The sequence below is a fragment of the Streptomyces sp. NPDC059816 genome, assembly GCF_042732055.1.
Lineage (GTDB): Bacteria > Actinomycetota > Actinomycetes > Streptomycetales > Streptomycetaceae > Streptomyces.
The window spans coordinates 305,053-322,320 of the sequence record NZ_JBHWIQ010000005.1; the positions used below are offsets into that span (position 1 = coordinate 305,053).

17 protein-coding genes and 1 tRNA gene are annotated in these 17,268 nt (G+C 69.9%); 10 read left to right on the forward strand and 8 right to left on the reverse strand.

Annotated elements, in window-relative coordinates; translation table 11 throughout:
• The first annotated feature begins 63 nt into the window (after positions 1-63).
• The 3 genes from ACFV88_RS09790 (at position 64) to ACFV88_RS09800 (ending at position 2,760) form a co-directional block, all read left to right on the forward strand.
• The gene (locus ACFV88_RS09790) at positions 64-639 is read left to right on the forward strand and encodes a TerD family protein (RefSeq protein ID WP_385487921.1); all 576 of its coding nucleotides are present in this window, start codon (positions 64-66) and stop codon (positions 637-639) included.
• Between the two features lie 74 nt (positions 640-713).
• Positions 714-1,856, forward strand: a complete 1,143-nt coding sequence (locus tag ACFV88_RS09795; protein WP_385487923.1) for a DUF475 domain-containing protein — start codon at positions 714-716, stop codon at positions 1,854-1,856.
• Between the two features lie 166 nt (positions 1,857-2,022).
• Positions 2,023-2,760 carry a Tellurium resistance gene (locus ACFV88_RS09800; RefSeq protein WP_385487925.1) on the forward strand — a complete coding sequence of 246 codons (738 nt, stop codon included), beginning with the start codon at positions 2,023-2,025 and terminating at the stop codon, positions 2,758-2,760.
• Between the two features lie 65 nt (positions 2,761-2,825).
• On the opposite strand, the gene ACFV88_RS09805 is transcribed toward ACFV88_RS09800, so the two are convergent.
• Positions 2,826-3,653: a TerD family protein gene (locus ACFV88_RS09805; protein WP_385487927.1), complete on the reverse strand. Its 828-nt coding sequence runs from the start codon at positions 3,651-3,653 to the stop codon at positions 2,826-2,828.
• 197 nt (positions 3,654-3,850) lie between these two features.
• Between ACFV88_RS09805 and ACFV88_RS09810 the strand changes: the two genes are divergently transcribed.
• The 3 genes from ACFV88_RS09810 (at position 3,851) to ACFV88_RS09820 (ending at position 8,640) form a co-directional block, all read left to right on the forward strand.
• A complete protein-coding gene (locus ACFV88_RS09810) occupies positions 3,851-5,017 on the forward strand; it encodes an HpcH/HpaI aldolase/citrate lyase family protein (protein WP_385487930.1) in 1,167 nt (388 codons plus the stop codon).
• Positions 5,018-5,029: 12 nt separating this feature from the next.
• Positions 5,030-7,786, forward strand: coding sequence for a phosphoribosyltransferase (locus ACFV88_RS09815; protein WP_385487932.1), 2,757 nt, complete (start codon positions 5,030-5,032; stop codon positions 7,784-7,786).
• 107 nt (positions 7,787-7,893) lie between these two features.
• Positions 7,894-8,640 (forward strand): HAD family hydrolase, encoded by a 747-nt coding sequence (locus ACFV88_RS09820; RefSeq protein WP_385488029.1) that lies wholly within the window; start codon positions 7,894-7,896, stop codon positions 8,638-8,640.
• Here ACFV88_RS09820 and ACFV88_RS09825 read toward each other — a convergent pair.
• A complete protein-coding gene (locus ACFV88_RS09825) occupies positions 8,555-9,235 on the reverse strand; it encodes a DedA family protein (protein ID WP_385487935.1) in 681 nt (226 codons plus the stop codon). The genes ACFV88_RS09820 and ACFV88_RS09825 overlap by 86 nt on opposite strands.
• Before the next feature lie 132 nt (positions 9,236-9,367).
• Here ACFV88_RS09825 and ACFV88_RS09830 point away from each other — a divergent pair, with 132 nt between their 5' ends.
• Both ACFV88_RS09830 and ACFV88_RS09835 read left to right on the forward strand, forming a co-directional pair.
• The gene (locus ACFV88_RS09830) at positions 9,368-10,522 is read left to right on the forward strand and encodes a sensor histidine kinase (RefSeq protein WP_385487938.1); all 1,155 of its coding nucleotides are present in this window, start codon (positions 9,368-9,370) and stop codon (positions 10,520-10,522) included.
• Positions 10,522-11,157: a response regulator gene (locus ACFV88_RS09835; RefSeq protein ID WP_385488032.1), complete on the forward strand. Its 636-nt coding sequence runs from the start codon at positions 10,522-10,524 to the stop codon at positions 11,155-11,157. The genes ACFV88_RS09830 and ACFV88_RS09835 overlap by 1 nt, the downstream gene beginning before the upstream one ends.
• A 40-nt stretch (positions 11,158-11,197) precedes the next feature.
• Here ACFV88_RS09835 and ACFV88_RS09840 read toward each other — a convergent pair whose 3' ends face one another.
• The 3 genes from ACFV88_RS09840 to ACFV88_RS09850 all read right to left on the reverse strand — a co-directional run bounded on the left by ACFV88_RS09840 (position 11,198) and on the right by ACFV88_RS09850 (position 14,053).
• Complete coding sequence (locus tag ACFV88_RS09840) at positions 11,198-11,416, reverse strand: zinc ribbon domain-containing protein (RefSeq protein WP_385487941.1); 219 nt, start codon at positions 11,414-11,416, stop codon at positions 11,198-11,200.
• Positions 11,417-11,531: 115 nt separating this feature from the next.
• Positions 11,532-12,845 carry a hypothetical protein gene (locus ACFV88_RS09845; protein ID WP_385488034.1) on the reverse strand — a complete coding sequence of 438 codons (1,314 nt, stop codon included), beginning with the start codon at positions 12,843-12,845 and terminating at the stop codon, positions 11,532-11,534.
• A gap of 407 nt (positions 12,846-13,252) precedes the next feature.
• On the reverse strand, positions 13,253-14,053 hold the full coding sequence (locus ACFV88_RS09850; RefSeq protein WP_385487944.1) for a DUF4097 family beta strand repeat-containing protein: 801 nt from the start codon (positions 14,051-14,053) through the stop codon (positions 13,253-13,255).
• Positions 14,054-14,325: 272 nt separating this feature from the next.
• Between ACFV88_RS09850 and ACFV88_RS09855 the strand changes: the two genes are divergently transcribed.
• Positions 14,326-14,397 (forward strand) — tRNA-Val (locus ACFV88_RS09855).
• 182 nt (positions 14,398-14,579) lie between these two features.
• Here ACFV88_RS09855 and ACFV88_RS09860 read toward each other — a convergent pair.
• Entirely contained in the window at positions 14,580-14,924 is a 345-nt protein-coding gene (locus tag ACFV88_RS09860) for a hypothetical protein (protein WP_385487947.1), read from the reverse strand.
• A gap of 133 nt (positions 14,925-15,057) precedes the next feature.
• Between ACFV88_RS09860 and ACFV88_RS09865 the strand changes: the two genes are divergently transcribed.
• Positions 15,058-15,306: a DUF2277 domain-containing protein gene (locus tag ACFV88_RS09865; RefSeq protein WP_385487950.1), complete on the forward strand. Its 249-nt coding sequence runs from the start codon at positions 15,058-15,060 to the stop codon at positions 15,304-15,306.
• A gap of 189 nt (positions 15,307-15,495) precedes the next feature.
• Here ACFV88_RS09865 and ACFV88_RS09870 read toward each other — a convergent pair whose 3' ends face one another.
• Together ACFV88_RS09870 and ACFV88_RS09875 are read right to left on the reverse strand one after the other, a co-directional pair.
• Positions 15,496-16,119, reverse strand: coding sequence for a DedA family protein (locus ACFV88_RS09870; protein ID WP_385487953.1), 624 nt, complete (start codon positions 16,117-16,119; stop codon positions 15,496-15,498).
• Positions 16,120-16,688: 569 nt separating this feature from the next.
• Complete coding sequence (locus ACFV88_RS09875; RefSeq protein WP_385487955.1) at positions 16,689-17,144, reverse strand: DoxX family protein; 456 nt, start codon at positions 17,142-17,144, stop codon at positions 16,689-16,691.
• Positions 17,145-17,268: the final 124 nt, after the last annotated feature.

Sequence of the window (17,268 nt, forward strand, 5' to 3'; positions counted from 1 at the left end):
GCACGGCCGTGTGTCTGTCCGTCCCCGGGATGGCGCTGCATCACCTCGGGGAGGACGACGAACATGGGTGTCACGCTTGCCAAGGGGGGCAATGTCTCCCTATCCAAGGCCGCACCGAACCTCACACAGATCCTGGTCGGCCTCGGATGGGACGCACGTTCCACCACGGGAGCCCCGTTCGATCTCGATGCCAGCGCGCTGCTGTGCAATGCGGGCCGCATCCTCGGCGACGAGTGGTTCGTCTTCTACAACAACCTGGCCAGCCCGGACGGCTCCGTGACGCACACCGGAGACAACCTCACGGGTGAGGGCGACGGCGACGACGAGTCCTTGGTGATCGACCTCGCCTTGGTCCCGGTGACTTGCGAGAAGATCGTCTTTCCGGTTTCCATCCACGAGGCGGACGCCCGGGGGCAGACCTTCGGCCAGGTCAACAACGCATTCATCCGTGTCGTGAATCAGGCGGACGGTCAGGAACTCGCCCGTTATGACCTGTCGGAGGACGCCTCCACCGAAACGGCGATGATCTTCGGCGAGGTCTACCGTTACGGAAGTGAATGGAAGTTCCGTGCGGTGGGGCAGGGGTACGCATCGGGTTTGAGGGGCATCGCTCTAGACTTCGGGGTCAGTGTTTCGTGAAGCTGGGCCCGGTGCGGGGGTGACCTCCTGCCGGACTCCTACCGGGGGACCCCCGTGACAGGAATGGGTAGCCAGTGATTCTCAAAACCTTCGGTTGGTCGTTCGCGGTCACCGCGCTCGGTCTGGTCGCGGCCTTGCTGTACGGGGGATGGGTCGGCTTCGGTGTCGTCGCCATACTCTCCATCCTGGAGATCTCGCTGTCCTTCGACAACGCGGTGGTCAACGCCGGAATCCTGAAGAAGATGAACGCCTTCTGGCAGCGCATCTTCCTCACCATCGGCATCCTGATCGCCGTTTTCGGTATGCGACTGGTGTTCCCGGTGGTGATCGTCGCCGTCAGCGCCGGGCTCGGCCCGATCGAAGCGGTCGATCTCGCCCTCACCGAGAAGGACCGTTACGAGGAACTCGTCACTGACGCCCATGCCTCCATCGCCGCCTTCGGTGGCATGTTCCTGCTCATGATCTTCCTCGACTTCGTCTTCGAGGAGCGGGACATCAAGTGGCTGCGCTGGATCGAGCGCCCGCTCGCCAGGCTCGGCAAGGTCGAGATGCTGTCGGTCTGTCTCGCCCTGATCGTGCTCCTGGTCAGCGCGGTTGCCCTCGCGCCGCAGGCCCACCAGCACGGCGGCACCCATGCCGACAAGACGGAGACGGTGCTGCTCTCCGGCATCGCCGGACTCATCACCTACCTCGTCGTCGGTGGTCTCTCGGGGTTCTTCGAGGGCAGGCTCGAAGAGCAGGAGGAACGCGAACACGAGGCCGAGGAGACCGCCAAGCGCAGCGGCAAGCCCGTGGTGCTGATGGCGGGCAAGGCCGCGTTCTTCATGTTCCTGTACCTGGAAGTGCTGGATGCCTCCTTCTCCTTCGACGGGGTCATCAGCGCCTTCGCGATCACCAACGACATCGTGCTCATGGCGCTCGGCCTCGGTATCGGCGCGATGTACGTCCGGTCCCTCACGGTCTACCTGGTCCGTGAGGGCACCCTCGACGACTACGTCTACTTGGAGCACGGCGCGCACTACGCGATCGGCGCACTCGCCGCGATCCTGTTGATCACCATTCGGTACGAGGTCAACGAGGTCATCACCGGGCTCGTGGGCGTGGTCCTGATCGGCTGGTCGTTCTGGTCGTCGGTCCGTCGCAACCGCGCCCTCGCAGCGGCCGGCGGCGGGGCCGAGAACTCGGACGGCAAGCCGAAGATCACCTCCAAGGCATGAGCACCGACTGATGTGACCGGTTCGAGGGTGTGACCGGGCTCGCCACGAGGAACGCTCTCAGCGGGGCGGCCGTGGGACATGGTTCCCACGGCCGCCCCGCTACGTACGCAAGGAAGCCCGGGCCGACACCGCCGGGCCCGGGGATATCAGGGCATTGGGGGGCTGCATGTCCTTCTGGGACAGTCTGTGGCGCGGGCGCTCGGCGGACTTCGAGTCCGGGAGCTCGGCGACCAACTCCATCGAACTCACCAAGCGGAACCCTTCGGTCTCGCTCACCAAGCAGGGGGCGGCCACCGGGAACCTGCGCGTCAACCTGTCCTGGCGGATGCGCACCTCCGACATAGGGGGCCCGGACCGCGGCGGGCTGCTGAGCAACCCGTTCAGGATGTTCAAGCCCGACGCCGTCCAGGCCCACACCCAGAGCATGGTCAACGTCGACCTCGACCTCGGCTGCCTGTACGAGCTGTCGGACGGGTCCAAGGGCGTGGTCCAACCACTGGGCGGCTTCTTCGGGGACCTCAACGGCTCCCCGTACGTGAAACTGAGCGGTGACGACCGTTTCGGCTCCGGCACCGGCGAGACGATCTTCATCAACCTCGACCAGCGCGAAGCGATCAAGCGGCTCCTGATCTTCGTCTACATCTACGACCAGACGCCCGCCTTCGACCGCACCCACGCCATCGTCACCCTCTACCCGAGCAGTGGCCCCCGCATCGAGATCAGCCTCGACGAGCGCGCCCCGCAGGCCCGCTCCTGTGCGGTGTTCTCGTTGGAGAACGTCAAGGACCAGCTGATCGTCCGGCGGGAGGTGAAGTTCGTGTACGGCTTCCAGGCGGAACTCGACCGGCTGTACGGCTGGGGGCTCCAATGGGGCCGCGGGTACAAGTCCAAGGCTGACCGCTGAGCCCATGCCTCCGGGCCGCACGCGTCCACCGGGGAAAGGGGGCCGAGGGCCCGGTCGTCACCGGGTCAGCGGGGCTGGAACTGTGGGCCCTGGGGCGGCAGCCGGAAACTCGGGTCCGGCACCGCGGAGACCGGCTGCGGATAGCCGTAGGAGGGCTGCTGTGCGCCGCCGGGCTGCCCCGACACGGGGTGCGGGTACCCGTACGCGGGCTGGGCCGCCGGGCGGCCCTCCGGCAGCGGGGGGTAGCCGTACGCGGGCTGGGTGACCGGCTCCTGCGGGGCGGGCGGGGGCACGGACGGCTGGGGGGACGTCGGCAGCGGCTGTTCCGGTGCGTCGCCGCTCTCCGGCGTCGACTCGTCCACGGAGATCCCGAAGTCCGTAGCCAGCCCGACCAGGCCGTTCGAATAGCCGTCGCCCACGGCCCGGAACTTCCACCCGTCGCCGCGTCGGTACAGCTCACCGCAGATCAGAGCCGTTTCGGCACCCGTCTCGGGCGTGATGTCGAAGTACGCGATCGGCTCGTCGTCCGCGGCGCCCGCGTCGTGCACCTGGATGCGCAGGGACCGCACCCGGTGGAAGGGCACGTCGTCCGCCGACGCCACCAGGAGGACCCGGTCGACCTCGCTCGGCAGACCCCTGAGATCCGTCTGGATCGTGTCGGCGAGCCCCTCCGGCACCCGCTTCTTCCCGAGCCGCCACACCTTGCCCGAAGGGTGTCGGGGCTGGTTGTAGAAGACGAAGTCCTCGTCGGACCGCACCCGGCCGTCGGGTCCGAGGAGCAGTGCGGAGACGTCGACGTCCGGGACGTCCTGCCCGGTGGCCCACCGCAGCACGGCACGGACCGCCGCGGCTTCGAGCGGGACGTTCGACCCCTTCAGCATCGCGTGCGTCATGCGGCCATCCTGCCCTCCCGGTCGCCGCCAGGACAATGCGGGTGCCGTGCTGCACGGTGAGGTCAAGGAGCGCGACCATGAGGGCGACATGCTTCGCTTACCAGGATTTCATGGGGCATGGGAACCCTTGACACACGTTCCTACGTACTATTACCGGCCACATCGCGTCGGAACACTCCGGCAACACGGGGAGACTCATGCGTCATTTCGGGCACATAGCCCCACAGGTGCGTCAGCGCCTCTTCTACCGGGAGCCGTGCGACTTCACCGCCGACTCCCCCGCCCGTGTGCTCGCGGTTGCGCTGGGAGCCACCCTGTACAGCCCCGCCATCAGGCCCACGCTCGCGGACGACATCCGCAAACAGGCAGGTCGAGGCGTGATCTCGATGGTGATCTGTCTGGAGGACTCGATCGAGGACTCCGAGGTCCCCCAAGCCGAGGAGAACGTCGTCCGCCAGGTCGTCGAGCTGGCGACCCGGCCGGTCGGTGACCTGCCCCTGCTGTTCATGCGCGTGCGCACCCCGGAACAGATACCCGATCTCGTACGACGGCTGGGTTCCTCCGCGGCGCTCCTGTCCGGATTCGTACTGCCGAAGTTCACCGAGGAACGCGGCGTCCCGTTCCTGGAGGCACTTGCGGCCACGGAGGCCGCCCACGGTCGTCGACTGTTCGCGATGCCGGTCCTGGAGTCCCCGGAACTGCTCCATCTGGAGTCCCGCCGCGAGACGCTGGACGGCATCGCCCGGACCGTCGACAAGTACCGGGACCGCGTGCTCGCCCTGCGTCTGGGCGTCACCGACTTCTGCTCCGCGTACGGTCTGCGCAGGCCCCCCGACATGACCGCCTACGACGTGCAGATCGTGGCGTCGGTGATCGCGGACGTCGTGAACCTCCTCGGGCGGTCCGACGGCACGGGCTTCACCGTGACCGGCCCCGTCTGGGAGTACTTCCGGCGCCAGGAGCGGATGTTCAAGCCCCAACTGCGTCGCAGCCCCTTCCTCGCCGGTCGCGCCGACGAACTGCGCCAGGAACTCATCGACCACGATCTCGACGGACTGCTGCGCGAGATCGAACTCGACCGCGTCAACGGGCTCCTGGGCAAGACCTGCATCCATCCGTCGCACGTGCTCCCGGTCCACGCTCTGTCCGTGGTCAGCCATGAGGAGTACAGCGACGCGCGGGACATCCTGCGGCCCGATCGCGAAGGCGGCGGAGTGATGCGCTCGGCCTACACCAACAAGATGAACGAGGTGAAGCCGCACCGCGCGTGGGCCGAGCGGACCCTACAGCGCGCCGAGGTCTTCGGCGTCGCAGGTGAGGACGTCGGTTTCGTGGAGCTGCTCGCCGCCGGGCTCACCGGCTGATCGTAAGGAAGCGTGGACGACGTGGTGTGGACGGGGACGTGGGTCGCCAGACGGCTCGGGATCGAACTGGTGGGGGCCGCCCCGGCCGGGGGCGGCCCCGACGCTCCCGACGGACCGGAGGCCACCGCCGACGGTGCCCGGACCGGTGGGACCGGTGGGACCGGTGCTGGGACGGGACAGAGCACGCAGGACGGCCGGGGGAGCGGACGGGGTGCGCCGGTCACCCTCCACCCCAGCACGACCGCGGACCCGCCCGCGACCGGGGACACCGGCGCGCCCCAGGAAGGGCTCGACGGCGGCGCAGCGCTCCGCGAGCTGCTGGGACTCGCGCTGCGCCGCAACCCCAAGCGGGCCCACCTGCTCGTGTCCAACGTGCTCGGCAAACACGTTCCCCAGTCGCCGGCGATCGTCCACCGGTACGGGTACGACCTGGGCCGAAGGGTCCGTGACCTCCTGGGCGAGGACATCGCCCCCCGGGCCGTGGTCCTCGGCTACGCCGAGACCGCCACGGGGCTCGGGCACTGCGTCGCCGACGGCATCGGCGTCGCCCCCTACCTGCACTCCACCCGGCGCCCTGTGGCCGGCGTCGCGGAAGCCGCGGGATTCGAGGAGGCGCACTCCCACGCCACCAGCCACCTGCTGCTCCCGGCGGATCCCGACCTCCTCACGGGCGACGGACCCCTGGTCCTGGTGGACGACGAGTTCTCCACGGGCAACACCGTCCTCAACACCGTGCGCGCCCTCCACGCCCGCTACCCCCGCCAGCAGTACGTGATCGTCGCCCTGGTCGACATGCGCTCCCCCGGGGACCGCGGGCGGCTCGACGCGTTCGCCGGGGAGATCGGCGCGCGGGTCGACCTCGTGGCCGCGGCCTCGGGCACCGTCCGGCTGCCCGACGGGGTCCTGGAGAAGGGCCGTGCCCTCGTCGCCCAGTACGAGACCGCGCCCGGAACCGGACATCCCGGAACCGGACACCCCGGAATCGAAGGCCACCTGCGCCCCGATCCAGCGGAGGCCGCTCCGCCCGCGTCCGTGGCCCGGGCCGAACTGCGCTGGCCCGCAGGGGTGCCCGACGGCGGTCGCCACGGGTTCACCCCCGAACACCGAGCCCGGCTGGAAGCCGCTCTTCCCGGCCTGGCCGAGGGCTTGGCCGCCCATCTCCCGCGTGGGAACGGCGCTCCCACGGCGGACGGCGATCCGGTCGACCGGCCCCGGGTCCTCGTACTCGGCTTCGAAGAGCTGATGTACGCCCCGTTGCGCCTTGCCACCGCGCTGGAGGAACTCGGCTTCGCCGACGTCCGCTACTCGACCACCACGCGCTCGCCCGTGCTCCCCGTCGACGACCCCGGCTATGCGATACGCAGCAGCCTCGTCTTCCCCGCCCACGACGGCCCCGGCGACGGCCCCGGCGACCGCTACGCCTACAACGTGGCCGGTGCCGGCTTCGACGCCGTCGTCCTCGTGGTCGACTCGGTGGCGGACACCCCTGCGCTGCACGCCCCCGATGGCCTGCTCGCCCTCCTCACGCGCCACACCTCCCGGGTCGTCCTCGCCGTCGTACCGTCCCATGTTCCGCACCCCGCGGCCCCCACCTCCGAAAGGCCCTCCTTGCTCCCCGAGCCCCTGCGCGGCCCTGCCTTCTCCTCATACGCCCCCGAAGACGTCGGCTGGCTGCTCCAGGACCTGTCCTCCGTGACGTTGGAGGCCCCCACCGAGGAACGCGAGGAAGCGATCCAGCAAGGAGGGGCGCACTACGCGGAGTCCCTACCGGTGGAGTACCAGCCGAGCCCGCAGTACCAGCAGCTCTTCCACAGCGCCCTGGACGTCTCGGCCCGCCGGATCGCCCAGGCCGTGGGTACCGTCACGGACCTGGTCCTCGCCGAGCGCTCTCCCCGCCCCGTGCTGGTCTCCCTCGCCCGTGCCGGAACCCCCGTCGGCATCCTCATGCGCCGTTGGGCCCTGCACCGCTACGGCATCGATCTGCCCCACTACTCCGTGTCCATCGTGCGGGGCCGGGGAATCGACGCGAACGCCCTGCGCTGGCTCGCGACCCATCACGACCCCACCGATGTCGTCTTCGTGGACGGCTGGACGGGCAAGGGGGCCATCACCCGCGAACTCGCCCAGGCGCTCAAGGAGTTCCAGGAGGCCACCGGAGTCCACGGGTTCCACCCCGAGATCGCCGTTCTCGCCGACCCCGGGGCCTGCGTACGCACCTACGGCACCCGCGAGGACTTCCTGATCCCCTCGGCCTGCCTCAACTCCACGGTCTCCGGACTGGTGTCCCGCACCGTCCTGCGCGCCGACCTCGTGGGACCGGACGACTACCACGGGGCCAAGTACTACCGCGAGTTGGCCGGTGCGGACGTCTCCCATGACTTCCTCCACCGGATCGCCACCCACTTCCCCGAGGTCGTCGACACCGTCGACGTCCAGGTGAAGGAGATGCTCACCGCCGACCGGGCACCCACCTGGGAAGGGTGGGCCGCCGTCGAGCGGATCAGTGAGGAGTACGGCATCCACGACGTCAACCTCGTCAAGCCCGGGGTGGGGGAGACCACGCGGGTCCTGCTCCGTCGCGTTCCCTGGAAGATCCTCGCCCGGCACGGCGCCGGCGCGGACCTGGAACACGTACGCCTCCTCGCCGAACAGCGAGGCGTCCCCGTCGAGGAGGTCCACGACCTGCCCTACAGCTGCGTCGGGCTCATTCACCCGCACTACACCCGTGGCGCGACCGGCTCCGACGGCAAGGCGGTGACCTCGCTGTGAGCACCGCACCCGACCGCTCGACCGCCGATGCCGACCGGCGCCCGGTCCTCGTCGCCAGCGACCTGGACCGCACCCTGATCTACTCGGCCGCCGCGCTCGGCCTGCGCATGCCCGACGTCGAAGCACCCCGTCTGCTGTGCGTCGAGGTCTACGAGGGCAAGCCGCTGTCCTACCTGACCGAGACCGCCGCCGCGCTCCTGGCGGAACTGGCCCGCACCACCCACTTCGTGCCCACCACAACCCGCACTCTCGCGCAGTACCGCCGCATCCACCTGCCCGGCCCCGACGCCCGCTACGCGATCTGCGCCAACGGGGGTCAGATCCTCGTGGACGGACACCCCGACCGGGATTGGCAGCGGTACGTCCTCGGCAAGGTCACCGCGGAGTGCGCCCCGCTCGACGAGATCCGTGCCCATCTGCGGGAGACCGCCGACCCCGCCTGGCTCCTGAAGGAACGCGTCGCGGACGAGTTCTTCGCCTACCTGGTCGTGGAACGTGCCCTGCTGCCCGCACAGTGGGTCAAGGAACTGGCGGCATGGGCCGAGGACCGCGGCTGGACGGTCTCGCTACAGGGCCGCAAGATCTACGTCGTGCCGAAGCCGCTCACCAAGAGCGCGGCGGTACGGGAGGTGGCCCGGCGCACCGGGGCCACCCGCATCCTTGCGGCAGGGGACTCGCTGCTCGACGCCGACCTTTTGCTCGCCGCCGACCTGGCCTGGCGGCCGGGCCACGGTGAACTCGCCGACGAGAACTGGCAGGCCCCCCACCTCACAGCTCTTCCGCAGAGGGGGGTCGTTGCCGGCGAGCAGATCCTGACGAGCTTGACCCGCGCCGCTGCCCCGGACCGGGCTTGAACATCCGCACCACGATGAAGGCGACCACCGCGAGAACCGCCAGGACCAGGACGACCTTCGAGTAGGCCGACACATAGCCGGTGACCTCCGTCCAGTTCTCACCCAGGAGGTACCCGGCGAGGACGAAGATGGTGTTCCAGATCGCGCTACCGAGTGTCGTCAGGCCCAGGAAGATGGGCAGTGACATCCTCTCGATACCCGCGGGTATGGAGATCAAGCTGCGGAAGATCGGGATCATCCGTCCGAAGAAGACGGCCTTCGTTCCGTGACGGTTGAACCACGCCTCCGTCTTCTCGATGTCCGCGACCTTCACCAGCGGAAGCTTGGCCGCTATCGCGATCATGCGGTCGCGGCCGAGCACCGCTCCGATGCCGTACAGGGCTAGTGCGCCCACGACCGATCCCGCCGTGGTCCACAACAGGGCCGCTATGAGGTTCATCTGCCCCGTGCTCGCCGCGAACCCTGCGAGCGGCAGGATCACTTCGCTGGGCAGGGGAGGGAACAGGTTCTCCAGTGCAATGGCCAGCCCGGCGCCCGGAGCCCCGAGCTCGTCCATCAGGCTGTTGATCCATTGCGGAGCGCTGCTTTCGATCATGACTCCACCGTAGAAAATGCGAGCTGAATGCACACTGAAGCCGACCACAAGCTTTCGGTGGTGCGCGCCACAGTCAAGAAGTGCGGTTTTCCGCAATGTGCGGGTGTCTTGCGGCTGGCTACTGTGAGCGACGTGAACACAGCCGTACGCGGCGGGCTCAAGCTCGTCACAGGACTTGCACTCGGCGCTTGCACGGCAGTCGTCGAGTTGGTCTTCGTCGTGCTCGCCGGACTCATCCTCCTGCCATTGCGCGCCTGGCCCCGGGGCCACCACACCGTGCTACGACCTGTGCACAGGATAGGGCGGCGGTTCGTGGCGTGGGAACGCGCGAGACTCGCGGCGTACCAGCGGACCCGGCTGCCTCCACTGTACGGGGCGCCGGACGGCGATGATCGCGCACTGCGCTACATCGCCGCCCGCTGGCCCTTGGGGCTCCTCGGTGGTGCGGTGCTGGGCTGTCTGGTGCTCGGCCTCGGGTACGGGGTGTTCCTGACCTTCGGCTGGATCGTGATGGAGGTGAGACACCCCGACGACGTGATGCTCAGTGTCATCGGTGGGCTCCTGTTGCTCTTCCTGGCGGTTCAGGGCGTGCTCGGGGTCACCATGCTCGAACGCCGACTCATCACGCACCTCCTCGGACCCAGCCCGGAGGAGGAACTGCGCCGACGCATCGACGAACTCTTCGCCAGCCGGGCCGGGGTGGTCGATGCCGTGCACGACGAACGCCGACGCATCGAACGTGATCTCCACGACGGGGTGCAGCAACGCCTCGTCGCCCTCGGGATGTTGCTGGGACGGGCGCGGCGCGGCGATGACCCCGACCGCACCAGCGTGCTGCTCCGCCAGGCGCACGAGGAGAGCCACCGTGCTCTGGTGGATCTACGGGAGGTCGCCTGGCGGGTGTACCCCGCGGCGCTGGACGAGGCGGGCCTGGAAGCGGCGCTGAGCACGGTCGTGGACCGCTCGGAGATACCGGTGCTCCTCGGCTACCACGTCATGTATCCGCCGCCCAAGGCAGTCGCAGCGGTCGCGTACTTCGTGGTCGCGGAAGCCGTCACCAACACGGTCAAGCACGCGAACGCGACCAAGATAGTGGTCATGATCGGGGAGGAGAAGGGCGACCGGCTGTACGTCACGGTCGAGGACGACGGCCAGGGCGGTGCGGTGCCCGAGGGCGGAGGGCTGACCGGATTGGCCCGAAGGGTCGCAGCGCTGGACGGGACGTTCGAGGTGCGGAGCCCACCCGGAGGGCCTACCAAGATCACTGTGGAGCTGCCGTGCGTCTGATGCTCGCGGAGGACTCGACGTTGCTGAGAGAGGGGCTGATCAGGCTCCTGGCGGACGAGGGACACGAGGTCCTGGCCGCGGTGGGGGACGCCGAGGCGCTACTGGAGGCGATCGCCAAGGAACGCCCGGACGTGGTCGTTGCTGATGTGCGGATGCCTCCGTCCCATACCGACGAAGGGCTCCGCGCTGCCCTGGAGATCCGCGAACGCTGGCCCACGGTGGGGGTGCTCGTGCTGTCCCAGTACATCGAGAAGCGCTACGCCAGGGAACTGCTGTCCGGGCAGGCGGGAGGAGTGGGCTACCTCCTGAAGGACCGGGTGGTGCAAGTGGACGAGTTCCTCGACGCCTTGGCACGGGTGGCGAGGGGAGAGGCGGCTTTCGACCCGGAGGTGGTGCGTCAGCTCCTGGGGGGTAGCTCCCACGGCGATCAACTCGTCCGGCTGACCGCGCGGGAGCGGGAGGTCTTGGCGGAGATGGCGCAAGGGCACGGGAACGCCGCCATCGCCGGTCGTCTGCACATCTCGCAGAGCGCCGTGGAGAAGCACATCAACGCGATCTTCGAGAAGTTGGAACTCGCAGGGGGGTCGGGGTACTCGCGCCGGGTGCTCGCGGTGCTCCGCTACCTGGGGACGTGAGCCGGGTGCGCCGTGCCCGGAGGCACGGCGCCACGCCGGGTCAGCCGCAGCGGCCCCCTCCGCAGCAGCCACCGCCACCGCCCGAGGACGGAGGGGGCGACGGGGCGGCGGAGCTTCCGGCGACGGCGACGGTCGACAGGAGCTTCACCGTGTCGTCGTGGCCCGCCGGACAGTCGGCGGGTGCGGAGGACTCGGCCATGGGGCGACTGACTTCGAAGGTGTCGCCGCAGGTCCGGCAGCGGTACTCGTAGCGAGGCATGGAAACAGGTTAGCGGCCGTGTCCAGGCCGCTCAGGTGGTGCGCGAGTGACACCTGACGGCGGGCTTCAGGAGCCGGCGGCACGGGAGGGGAGCGGAGGGAGGGACGGGGAGAGGTCAGGTACTGGTGCCGCGGTCCTCGCGGATGCGGGACACCACCGCGGCCACCTGCTGGCGCACGGCCTCGGTCTCGGTCAGGAAGTGCCAGTAGTCGGGGTGGCGCCCTTGGAGGGTCTGGACGGCCCGTTCCAGCCGGGCAACGGCCTCGTCCAGGGGGCGTGCATGGCGGGGATCGGGGGTGTGGCGGCCGGCCATGGCGAGGCGCTGGGCATCGCGGATGGCGAAGCGGGTGCGCTCGATCTCGTCCTCGGGGCTCTTGGAGACGGCGTTCAACCGCTGGAGGCGGTTGCCCGCCGCGGACACTGCTTCGTCCGTGGCGTTGAGCAGGGCGCGGACGGTGGAGAGGAGGGAGGTGGCATCGGGCCAGCGTTGAGCGTCACGCGCGGTCTGGGCCTCGGCGAGCTTGTCCTCAGCCCGACGGACGTCGGCTGCGGCTTGGCCCGGCACATGCTGGAGGTCCTGCCAGCAGGCGATGGTGAAGCGGCGGCGCAATTCGCTGAGTACCGGCTCCACCTGTTCGGCACGGGTGGTGAGGGCCTCGGCACGGGTGCGCAGGGAGACCAGCCGGCGGTCGATCTCGGCAGCGCGCTCGGGAAGTCGCTCGGCCGCCACGCGTACCGCTTCGGCGTCGCGGGTGACCCGCTCGGCGCGGTGGAGGGTTTCCGGGACCCCGTGGCGTCCCGCTCCCTGGTTGAGCTTGGTCAACTCGGGGGCGAGCGCTGCGAGGCGGGCGGCGAGGTCGTCCGCCTTCAGCCCGGAGGCACGTGTCGTGTCGAGGGCGGTCGTGGCGGTCAGGAGCGCCTGCCGGGCACGCTCGACGGCGGGTGCCAGACGAGCGAGCTGGGTCTCGGCCTTGTCGAGGAGGGGGCCGAGGCCCTGGGAGAAGCGGTCCAGTTCCTCCTTGACCTTGGTGAGGGCGTCCTTGGCCTGGGCCAGTTCGGTGCGGGCCCGGGACGCGGTGGACGCCTCCAGATCGTCACGGTCGAGGTCATGGGCGTCGACGGCGGCGATGTACTGGTGGCTGACGTCGTCGATGCGTCCGCTCAGGGCGGCGAAGTCGGCAACGGCACGCCGGGCGGCCGGCGAATCGTCGACGGCGGTGATGGTCTCTATGGAGATGCGCAGGTCGCGCTGCGCGGTGTCCAGTTCGTAGAAGGCGGCGGCTGCGGCGTCCTTGGCGGCCTGGGCCTGGGCTCGCTGGCCCTCGGCGCGCCCGCCGAACCAGCGACGGGTGCCGCCGCCGTTGAAGGCGCCGGGGAGGGCCACGGCCGCCACGGCGAACAGGGCGACGGGCAAGGTGAGGGGGAGCAGGCAGCGTGCGAGGGCGTTCCGAGCGGGGGAGCCGCTACGGCCGTCACGGGTCCGCGGGTCGACCGTGGCACGAGCGGATGCGGCCGGTGCGCTCGGTGTGGCCGGTGCGAAGGCGTGGGCCAGTGCCCCGGCTGCTGTTGCCGGGCGGTGCCCGTCCGGGCTGCCCGCGCCGTTTGAGTCGCCCGGACTACCCGGACTACCCGGACTGCCCGGACTGCCCGGACTGCCCGCGCCGGCCGAGCCGTCCGAGGTGTCAGGGGTGTCCGAAGGATGGGGGATGTTGAACGCCTGTGGTGTTGTCGGTGTGTACGGCTGTCTGGGTGTCGCCGTCACTTACCTCTCCCGTGCTGTGGTCCGCCGTGCCCAGTGTCATTGTCCCACCTGGTACGGACGAACACACGGGGCGTTCAGTTCACGTTCCGCACGGTGACGCTTCCGTTGTCGCTGTGGGCGGAGACGGAGCGGTGGCTGCTGTCGTCGCGGGGGACGGACACCTTCACGCTCCCGTCATTGCTCTTCGCGGACACCTTGTACCCCGTCGCGTCGCCTTCACGGCCGGGAAGGGTGACGGAGACGGAGCCGTCGTTGCTGCGCGCGGTGACCCGGTCCGGGACGGAGGTCAGAGCCAGCCGTAGCGACCCGTTCTCGGTATGGGCCGCCATCTCGCGGGAATGCAGGTCGCTCGCGCGGATGCTGCCGTCGCCGCTACGGAGGGTGAGGGGGCCGCTGAGGTCTTCGACCTTCACGGAGCCGTCGTCGGTGCTGATGTCCACGGAGGTGCGGAAGCCGGAGGCCCGCACCGGGCCGTCGTCGTTCTTCACGACGAGGGTCACCCCGCGGGGGACTTCGATGCGGTGCTTGACACCACAGGTGGCGATGAATCCGGAGCAGTCGCGACGCAGGACGAGACGGTCGTCCTCCATCCGCCAGTTGAACGTCGACTTGGAGCCGATCAGCTTCCGGGCCTTGATCCAGCGGGTCACCTCGACCTCGTCACCGTCGGTCGGCACGAGTTCGAGGCTGGAGTCGTCGGAATCGACGGTGAGCGTCTTGCCGGACAGCGCGAAGGAGCGTCGGTCGGGGGAGGAATCGTCCTCCGGGTCACTCGCGCAGCCGCTGGCGGTGAGGGCGAGAACGGTGACTCCCGTGGCGGCGAGCAGCGCCGTGCGGCGGCGACGCGGGCGCCGATGGGCGATCGGTGCGGTCATGGATATCCCCCTGGGACGAACGATCCGTAGCGGCACTCCCCGGTACCGCTGTGCGGCTCCGGTGCCCGGAAGCGGTACGCAAGGTGCCTCGCGGGTCGGTGGGCCGGCGGGCCTCGCGGGCCGCCGCCGGAGCGTGATTCGACGATAGGGAGAAACGGTCCGCACGGGCATCGGGGTCCCTACCGGATCTGGGGTGGGGATAACCCCCGGCCGCTGCGGGAAATGGGTTTGTGGGGCCCGGCAGGAAGCAAGGTAGGCTGTCGACTCATCCCGGGCGCGTAGCTCAGTGGTAGAGCGCTGCCCTTACAAGGCAGATGTCGGCGGTTCGAAACCGTCCGCGCCCACCGGAATCGGTCGTGCTGGTGTGATCCCCGACCGATCTGATGCTGTGTGACGTCGGAACGGTCCCTGGAGAGTACGTGGCTCCGGGGGCCGTTTTCGTGTGCGCGGAATCCCGGAGAGCGGGCGCGTCGGGCGGGCGAGGTGGGTGAGCCGGTACGCGCGGGTCCCGGTGCCTTACTGCCGCTCAGGGCGGCGGGCCGGGCGGGGCGCCGTGGGCGTGCTTCAGGGCGGCTCGGGCGTTGACCTGGTCGGGGGCGGTGACCTCGGCCCAGTAGCGGTGACAGGTGACGAAGACGGCGAGTTCGCGCTCTCGTGCGCGGAGCTTCTCCACCTGAGCCTGTTCGTCGGGGGTCCAGCCGGGGGAAGCGGGGCGTTCGACTCTGCGCCAGCTGGTCTCGTCGCTGAAGCCGTCGAGGGGTTCCACCGACCAGGGGAGGCGCTTGAGCAGGTCGATGAGCTCCGCGCGTACTTGGTGCAGTTCCTCCTGGCCGGCCAGGAGGTCGCTCGGGAAGTCATAGGTGGCAGCCACGCAGGAATGGTACGCCTGTTCGAATTTATCGAGCGAGTCGTGGCGGACCCCCGCGGCGTGGGGGGTGGCGGGGGTGCGCCGTCATGCCGGTGCGGGCTTGGAGCCGTCGGGTCCGTGGAGGGAGACTGGGGTCATGTGCCGCAGCATCAAGACGCTCCGTCCGCCCGTCATCCCCGAAGAGGCCACCGAGGATGAGATCCGGGCCGCCGCGCTGCAATACGTGCGGAAGGTCTCCGGCTTCAGGGCCCCGGCCGCCCATAATCGTGAGGTGTTCGACGCCGCTGTGGAGGCGGTGGCCGCGGCCACGGCGGAACTGTTGGCCGGGCTTGAGGTCAGGGGCCGGTCCGCGGGCAAGGCTCACGTTTCGGCCGCGGCCTCCTGAGCCCGGCCCGGCTCCTAAGCCCGGCGGCCCGGCCCCTGAGCCTGACCTGCCTCCTGGGCCTGACCCCGACTCCTGAGTTCCCGTCCGGGCCCCGGAGCCCTCACGGCCGGGCTCCGGGGGCGGTGGTCGACGGCACTCGCCGGGTGAGCCGGCCGTGACCGCCCGGGTCCGGGTGCCGAGGGGAGGGCTTCAGCCGGTGGTGGTCGCGACGGGGCGTCGCATCAGGTACGCCGCTGCGGCTCCCGCCCCGAAGAGCGCCAGCAGGGACACCCCGGCCGCCAGCCAGGTCGCGCCCAGCCACTGCGCCCCCACATAGCCGAGCCCCACGCTGTAGCCGGCCCAGGCGATGCCCGCGAGTGCGGACCAGGGCAGGAAGTCGCGGTTGCGGCGCTGTGCGGCGCCGGCGCCGAGTGAGACGAGTGAACGGCCCGCCGGGGCGAACCGGGCGATCACCACCAGGGGCCCGCCGCCCCGTGCGAGCGCCGAGCCGAGCCGGGCCTGTGCGGAGGTGAGCCGGCGGGAGCGGGCGATGGCCCGATCGAACCGCGCACCGCCGCGCCGGGCCAGCCGGTACGCGCAGAAGTCGCCGAGGACCGACGCGGTCGCGGCGCACAGGATCAGTGCCAGGATGTCCGGCACGTCGTGCGGGACCTGGCCGGTGGCCGCCCCGGTCCCCGCCGCGGCGGCCGTGGCCGCCGTGATCACGAGGACGCCGCTGGGCAGCATCGGTAGGAACACATCAAAAAGGACGGAAATCGCCACAATGGCGTAGATCCATGAGCTCCCGGTCAATGGGCCCATACTCTCCAGCACCGAATCTCCCCCGGTCGGCATCGCGATGCCGCGATGTCGCGTGGTGCGGCAGGGGCGGCGCTTGGTGACAGCCATACAGCGTACGCGGAGGTTCGTTCCTGTGATCCACCGGGGGCTCAAATGTTCTCCACGCGGTGTTCACTCTCGGCGGGCGGGAGGATGGCTTGATGGTGCTCTTGAGGTGAGCGCAGGTGTGAGGTAAAAGGCCCGTGAGGCGGGCGGGCCCGCGCGGCGATGGGGATGGGGGTGCCGCGCGGGCTCGAAGGTGCTGCACGGGGCGGTCCGGGCCGGGGCTGGGTTCCTGTCCGGTTCCGCCGCCCGCGACCGTCCCGCCTCCCACGACCGTCCCGCCGCCCACTACCCTCCCGGCGCCCGGATCGGGCGCCGGGTCGGGCGCCCGACCCCGGTGGTGCCGGGCCGAGAGGGGTGGGCGGATGCCGTGCTGGGTGTCAGGTCGGGCTCGGGGCTCGGCCTCGGCTACCGGTGCCCCGACCGCCGGAGTCTCCCGGCGAGCGGTGTGCGGTCTGCGGTCTGTGGCATGCAGGTTCTGAGCGCCCCGGGGGAGCGGATCAGGCGGAGGCCGCCGCGGGTTCCTGCCGGGACTGCTTTCCCTCCTCGTTCCGCGACCGTGAGGAGAGCAGCCGGTCGAGACCGAAGGCCCCCGAGCCGGTGAACACCAGCAGCAGGAACGCCCAGCAGAACATCGCCGAGGCTTCGCCGCTGTTCTGGAGCGGCCACAGGGCTTCCGGCTGGTGCACCTTGAAGTAGGCGTACGCCATGGAGCCGGAGGAGATGAACGCCGCGGCGCGGGTGCCCAGGCCGATCATGACCAGGCCGCCGCCGACGAGTTGGATGACCGCGGCGTACCAACCTGGCCAGGTGCCGGCCGAGATGGTGCCGCCGCCGTGTGCGCCGCCGAGGACGCCGAAGAGGGAGGCGGCGCCGTGGCAGGCGAAGAGCAGGCCGACGACTATGCGGAACAGGCCGAGAGCGTAGGGCTGGGCGTTGTTGAGACGTCCAGTCATGGGGGGACTCCTTCGGTGTGGTGGGGACGTAACCGAGTGAAGCCACAGGTTAGGTTGACCTAATGAGTGCTTGCAAGTTCAACATTTGGCCATATGTAGTCCCTGTGTAGTCCCTGTGTGGAGT

What these genes read in the sequence shown, in the direction of transcription:
- ACFV88_RS09825 (WP_385487935.1), bottom strand. Translation starts at nt 9,235, where the DNA reads ATGATCGAAAGCAGCGCTCCGCAATGGATCAACAGCCTGATGGACGAG.
- ACFV88_RS09790 (WP_385487921.1), top strand. Translation starts at nt 64, where the DNA reads ATGGGTGTCACGCTTGCCAAGGGGGGCAATGTCTCCCTATCCAAGGCC.
- ACFV88_RS09820 (WP_385488029.1), top strand. Translation starts at nt 7,894, where the DNA reads ATGCCCGACGTCGAAGCACCCCGTCTGCTGTGCGTCGAGGTCTACGAG.
- ACFV88_RS09850 (WP_385487944.1), bottom strand. Translation starts at nt 14,053, where the DNA reads ATGACCGCACCGATCGCCCATCGGCGCCCGCGTCGCCGCCGCACGGCG.
- ACFV88_RS09805 (WP_385487927.1), bottom strand. Translation starts at nt 3,653, where the DNA reads ATGACGCACGCGATGCTGAAGGGGTCGAACGTCCCGCTCGAAGCCGCG.
- ACFV88_RS09800 (WP_385487925.1), top strand. Translation starts at nt 2,023, where the DNA reads ATGTCCTTCTGGGACAGTCTGTGGCGCGGGCGCTCGGCGGACTTCGAG.
- ACFV88_RS09840 (WP_385487941.1), bottom strand. Translation starts at nt 11,416, where the DNA reads ATGCCTCGCTACGAGTACCGCTGCCGGACCTGCGGCGACACCTTCGAA.
- ACFV88_RS09810 (WP_385487930.1), top strand. Translation starts at nt 3,851, where the DNA reads ATGCGTCATTTCGGGCACATAGCCCCACAGGTGCGTCAGCGCCTCTTC.
- ACFV88_RS09875 (WP_385487955.1), bottom strand. Translation starts at nt 17,144, where the DNA reads ATGACTGGACGTCTCAACAACGCCCAGCCCTACGCTCTCGGCCTGTTC.
- ACFV88_RS09865 (WP_385487950.1), top strand. Translation starts at nt 15,058, where the DNA reads ATGTGCCGCAGCATCAAGACGCTCCGTCCGCCCGTCATCCCCGAAGAG.
- ACFV88_RS09835 (WP_385488032.1), top strand. Translation starts at nt 10,522, where the DNA reads ATGCTCGCGGAGGACTCGACGTTGCTGAGAGAGGGGCTGATCAGGCTC.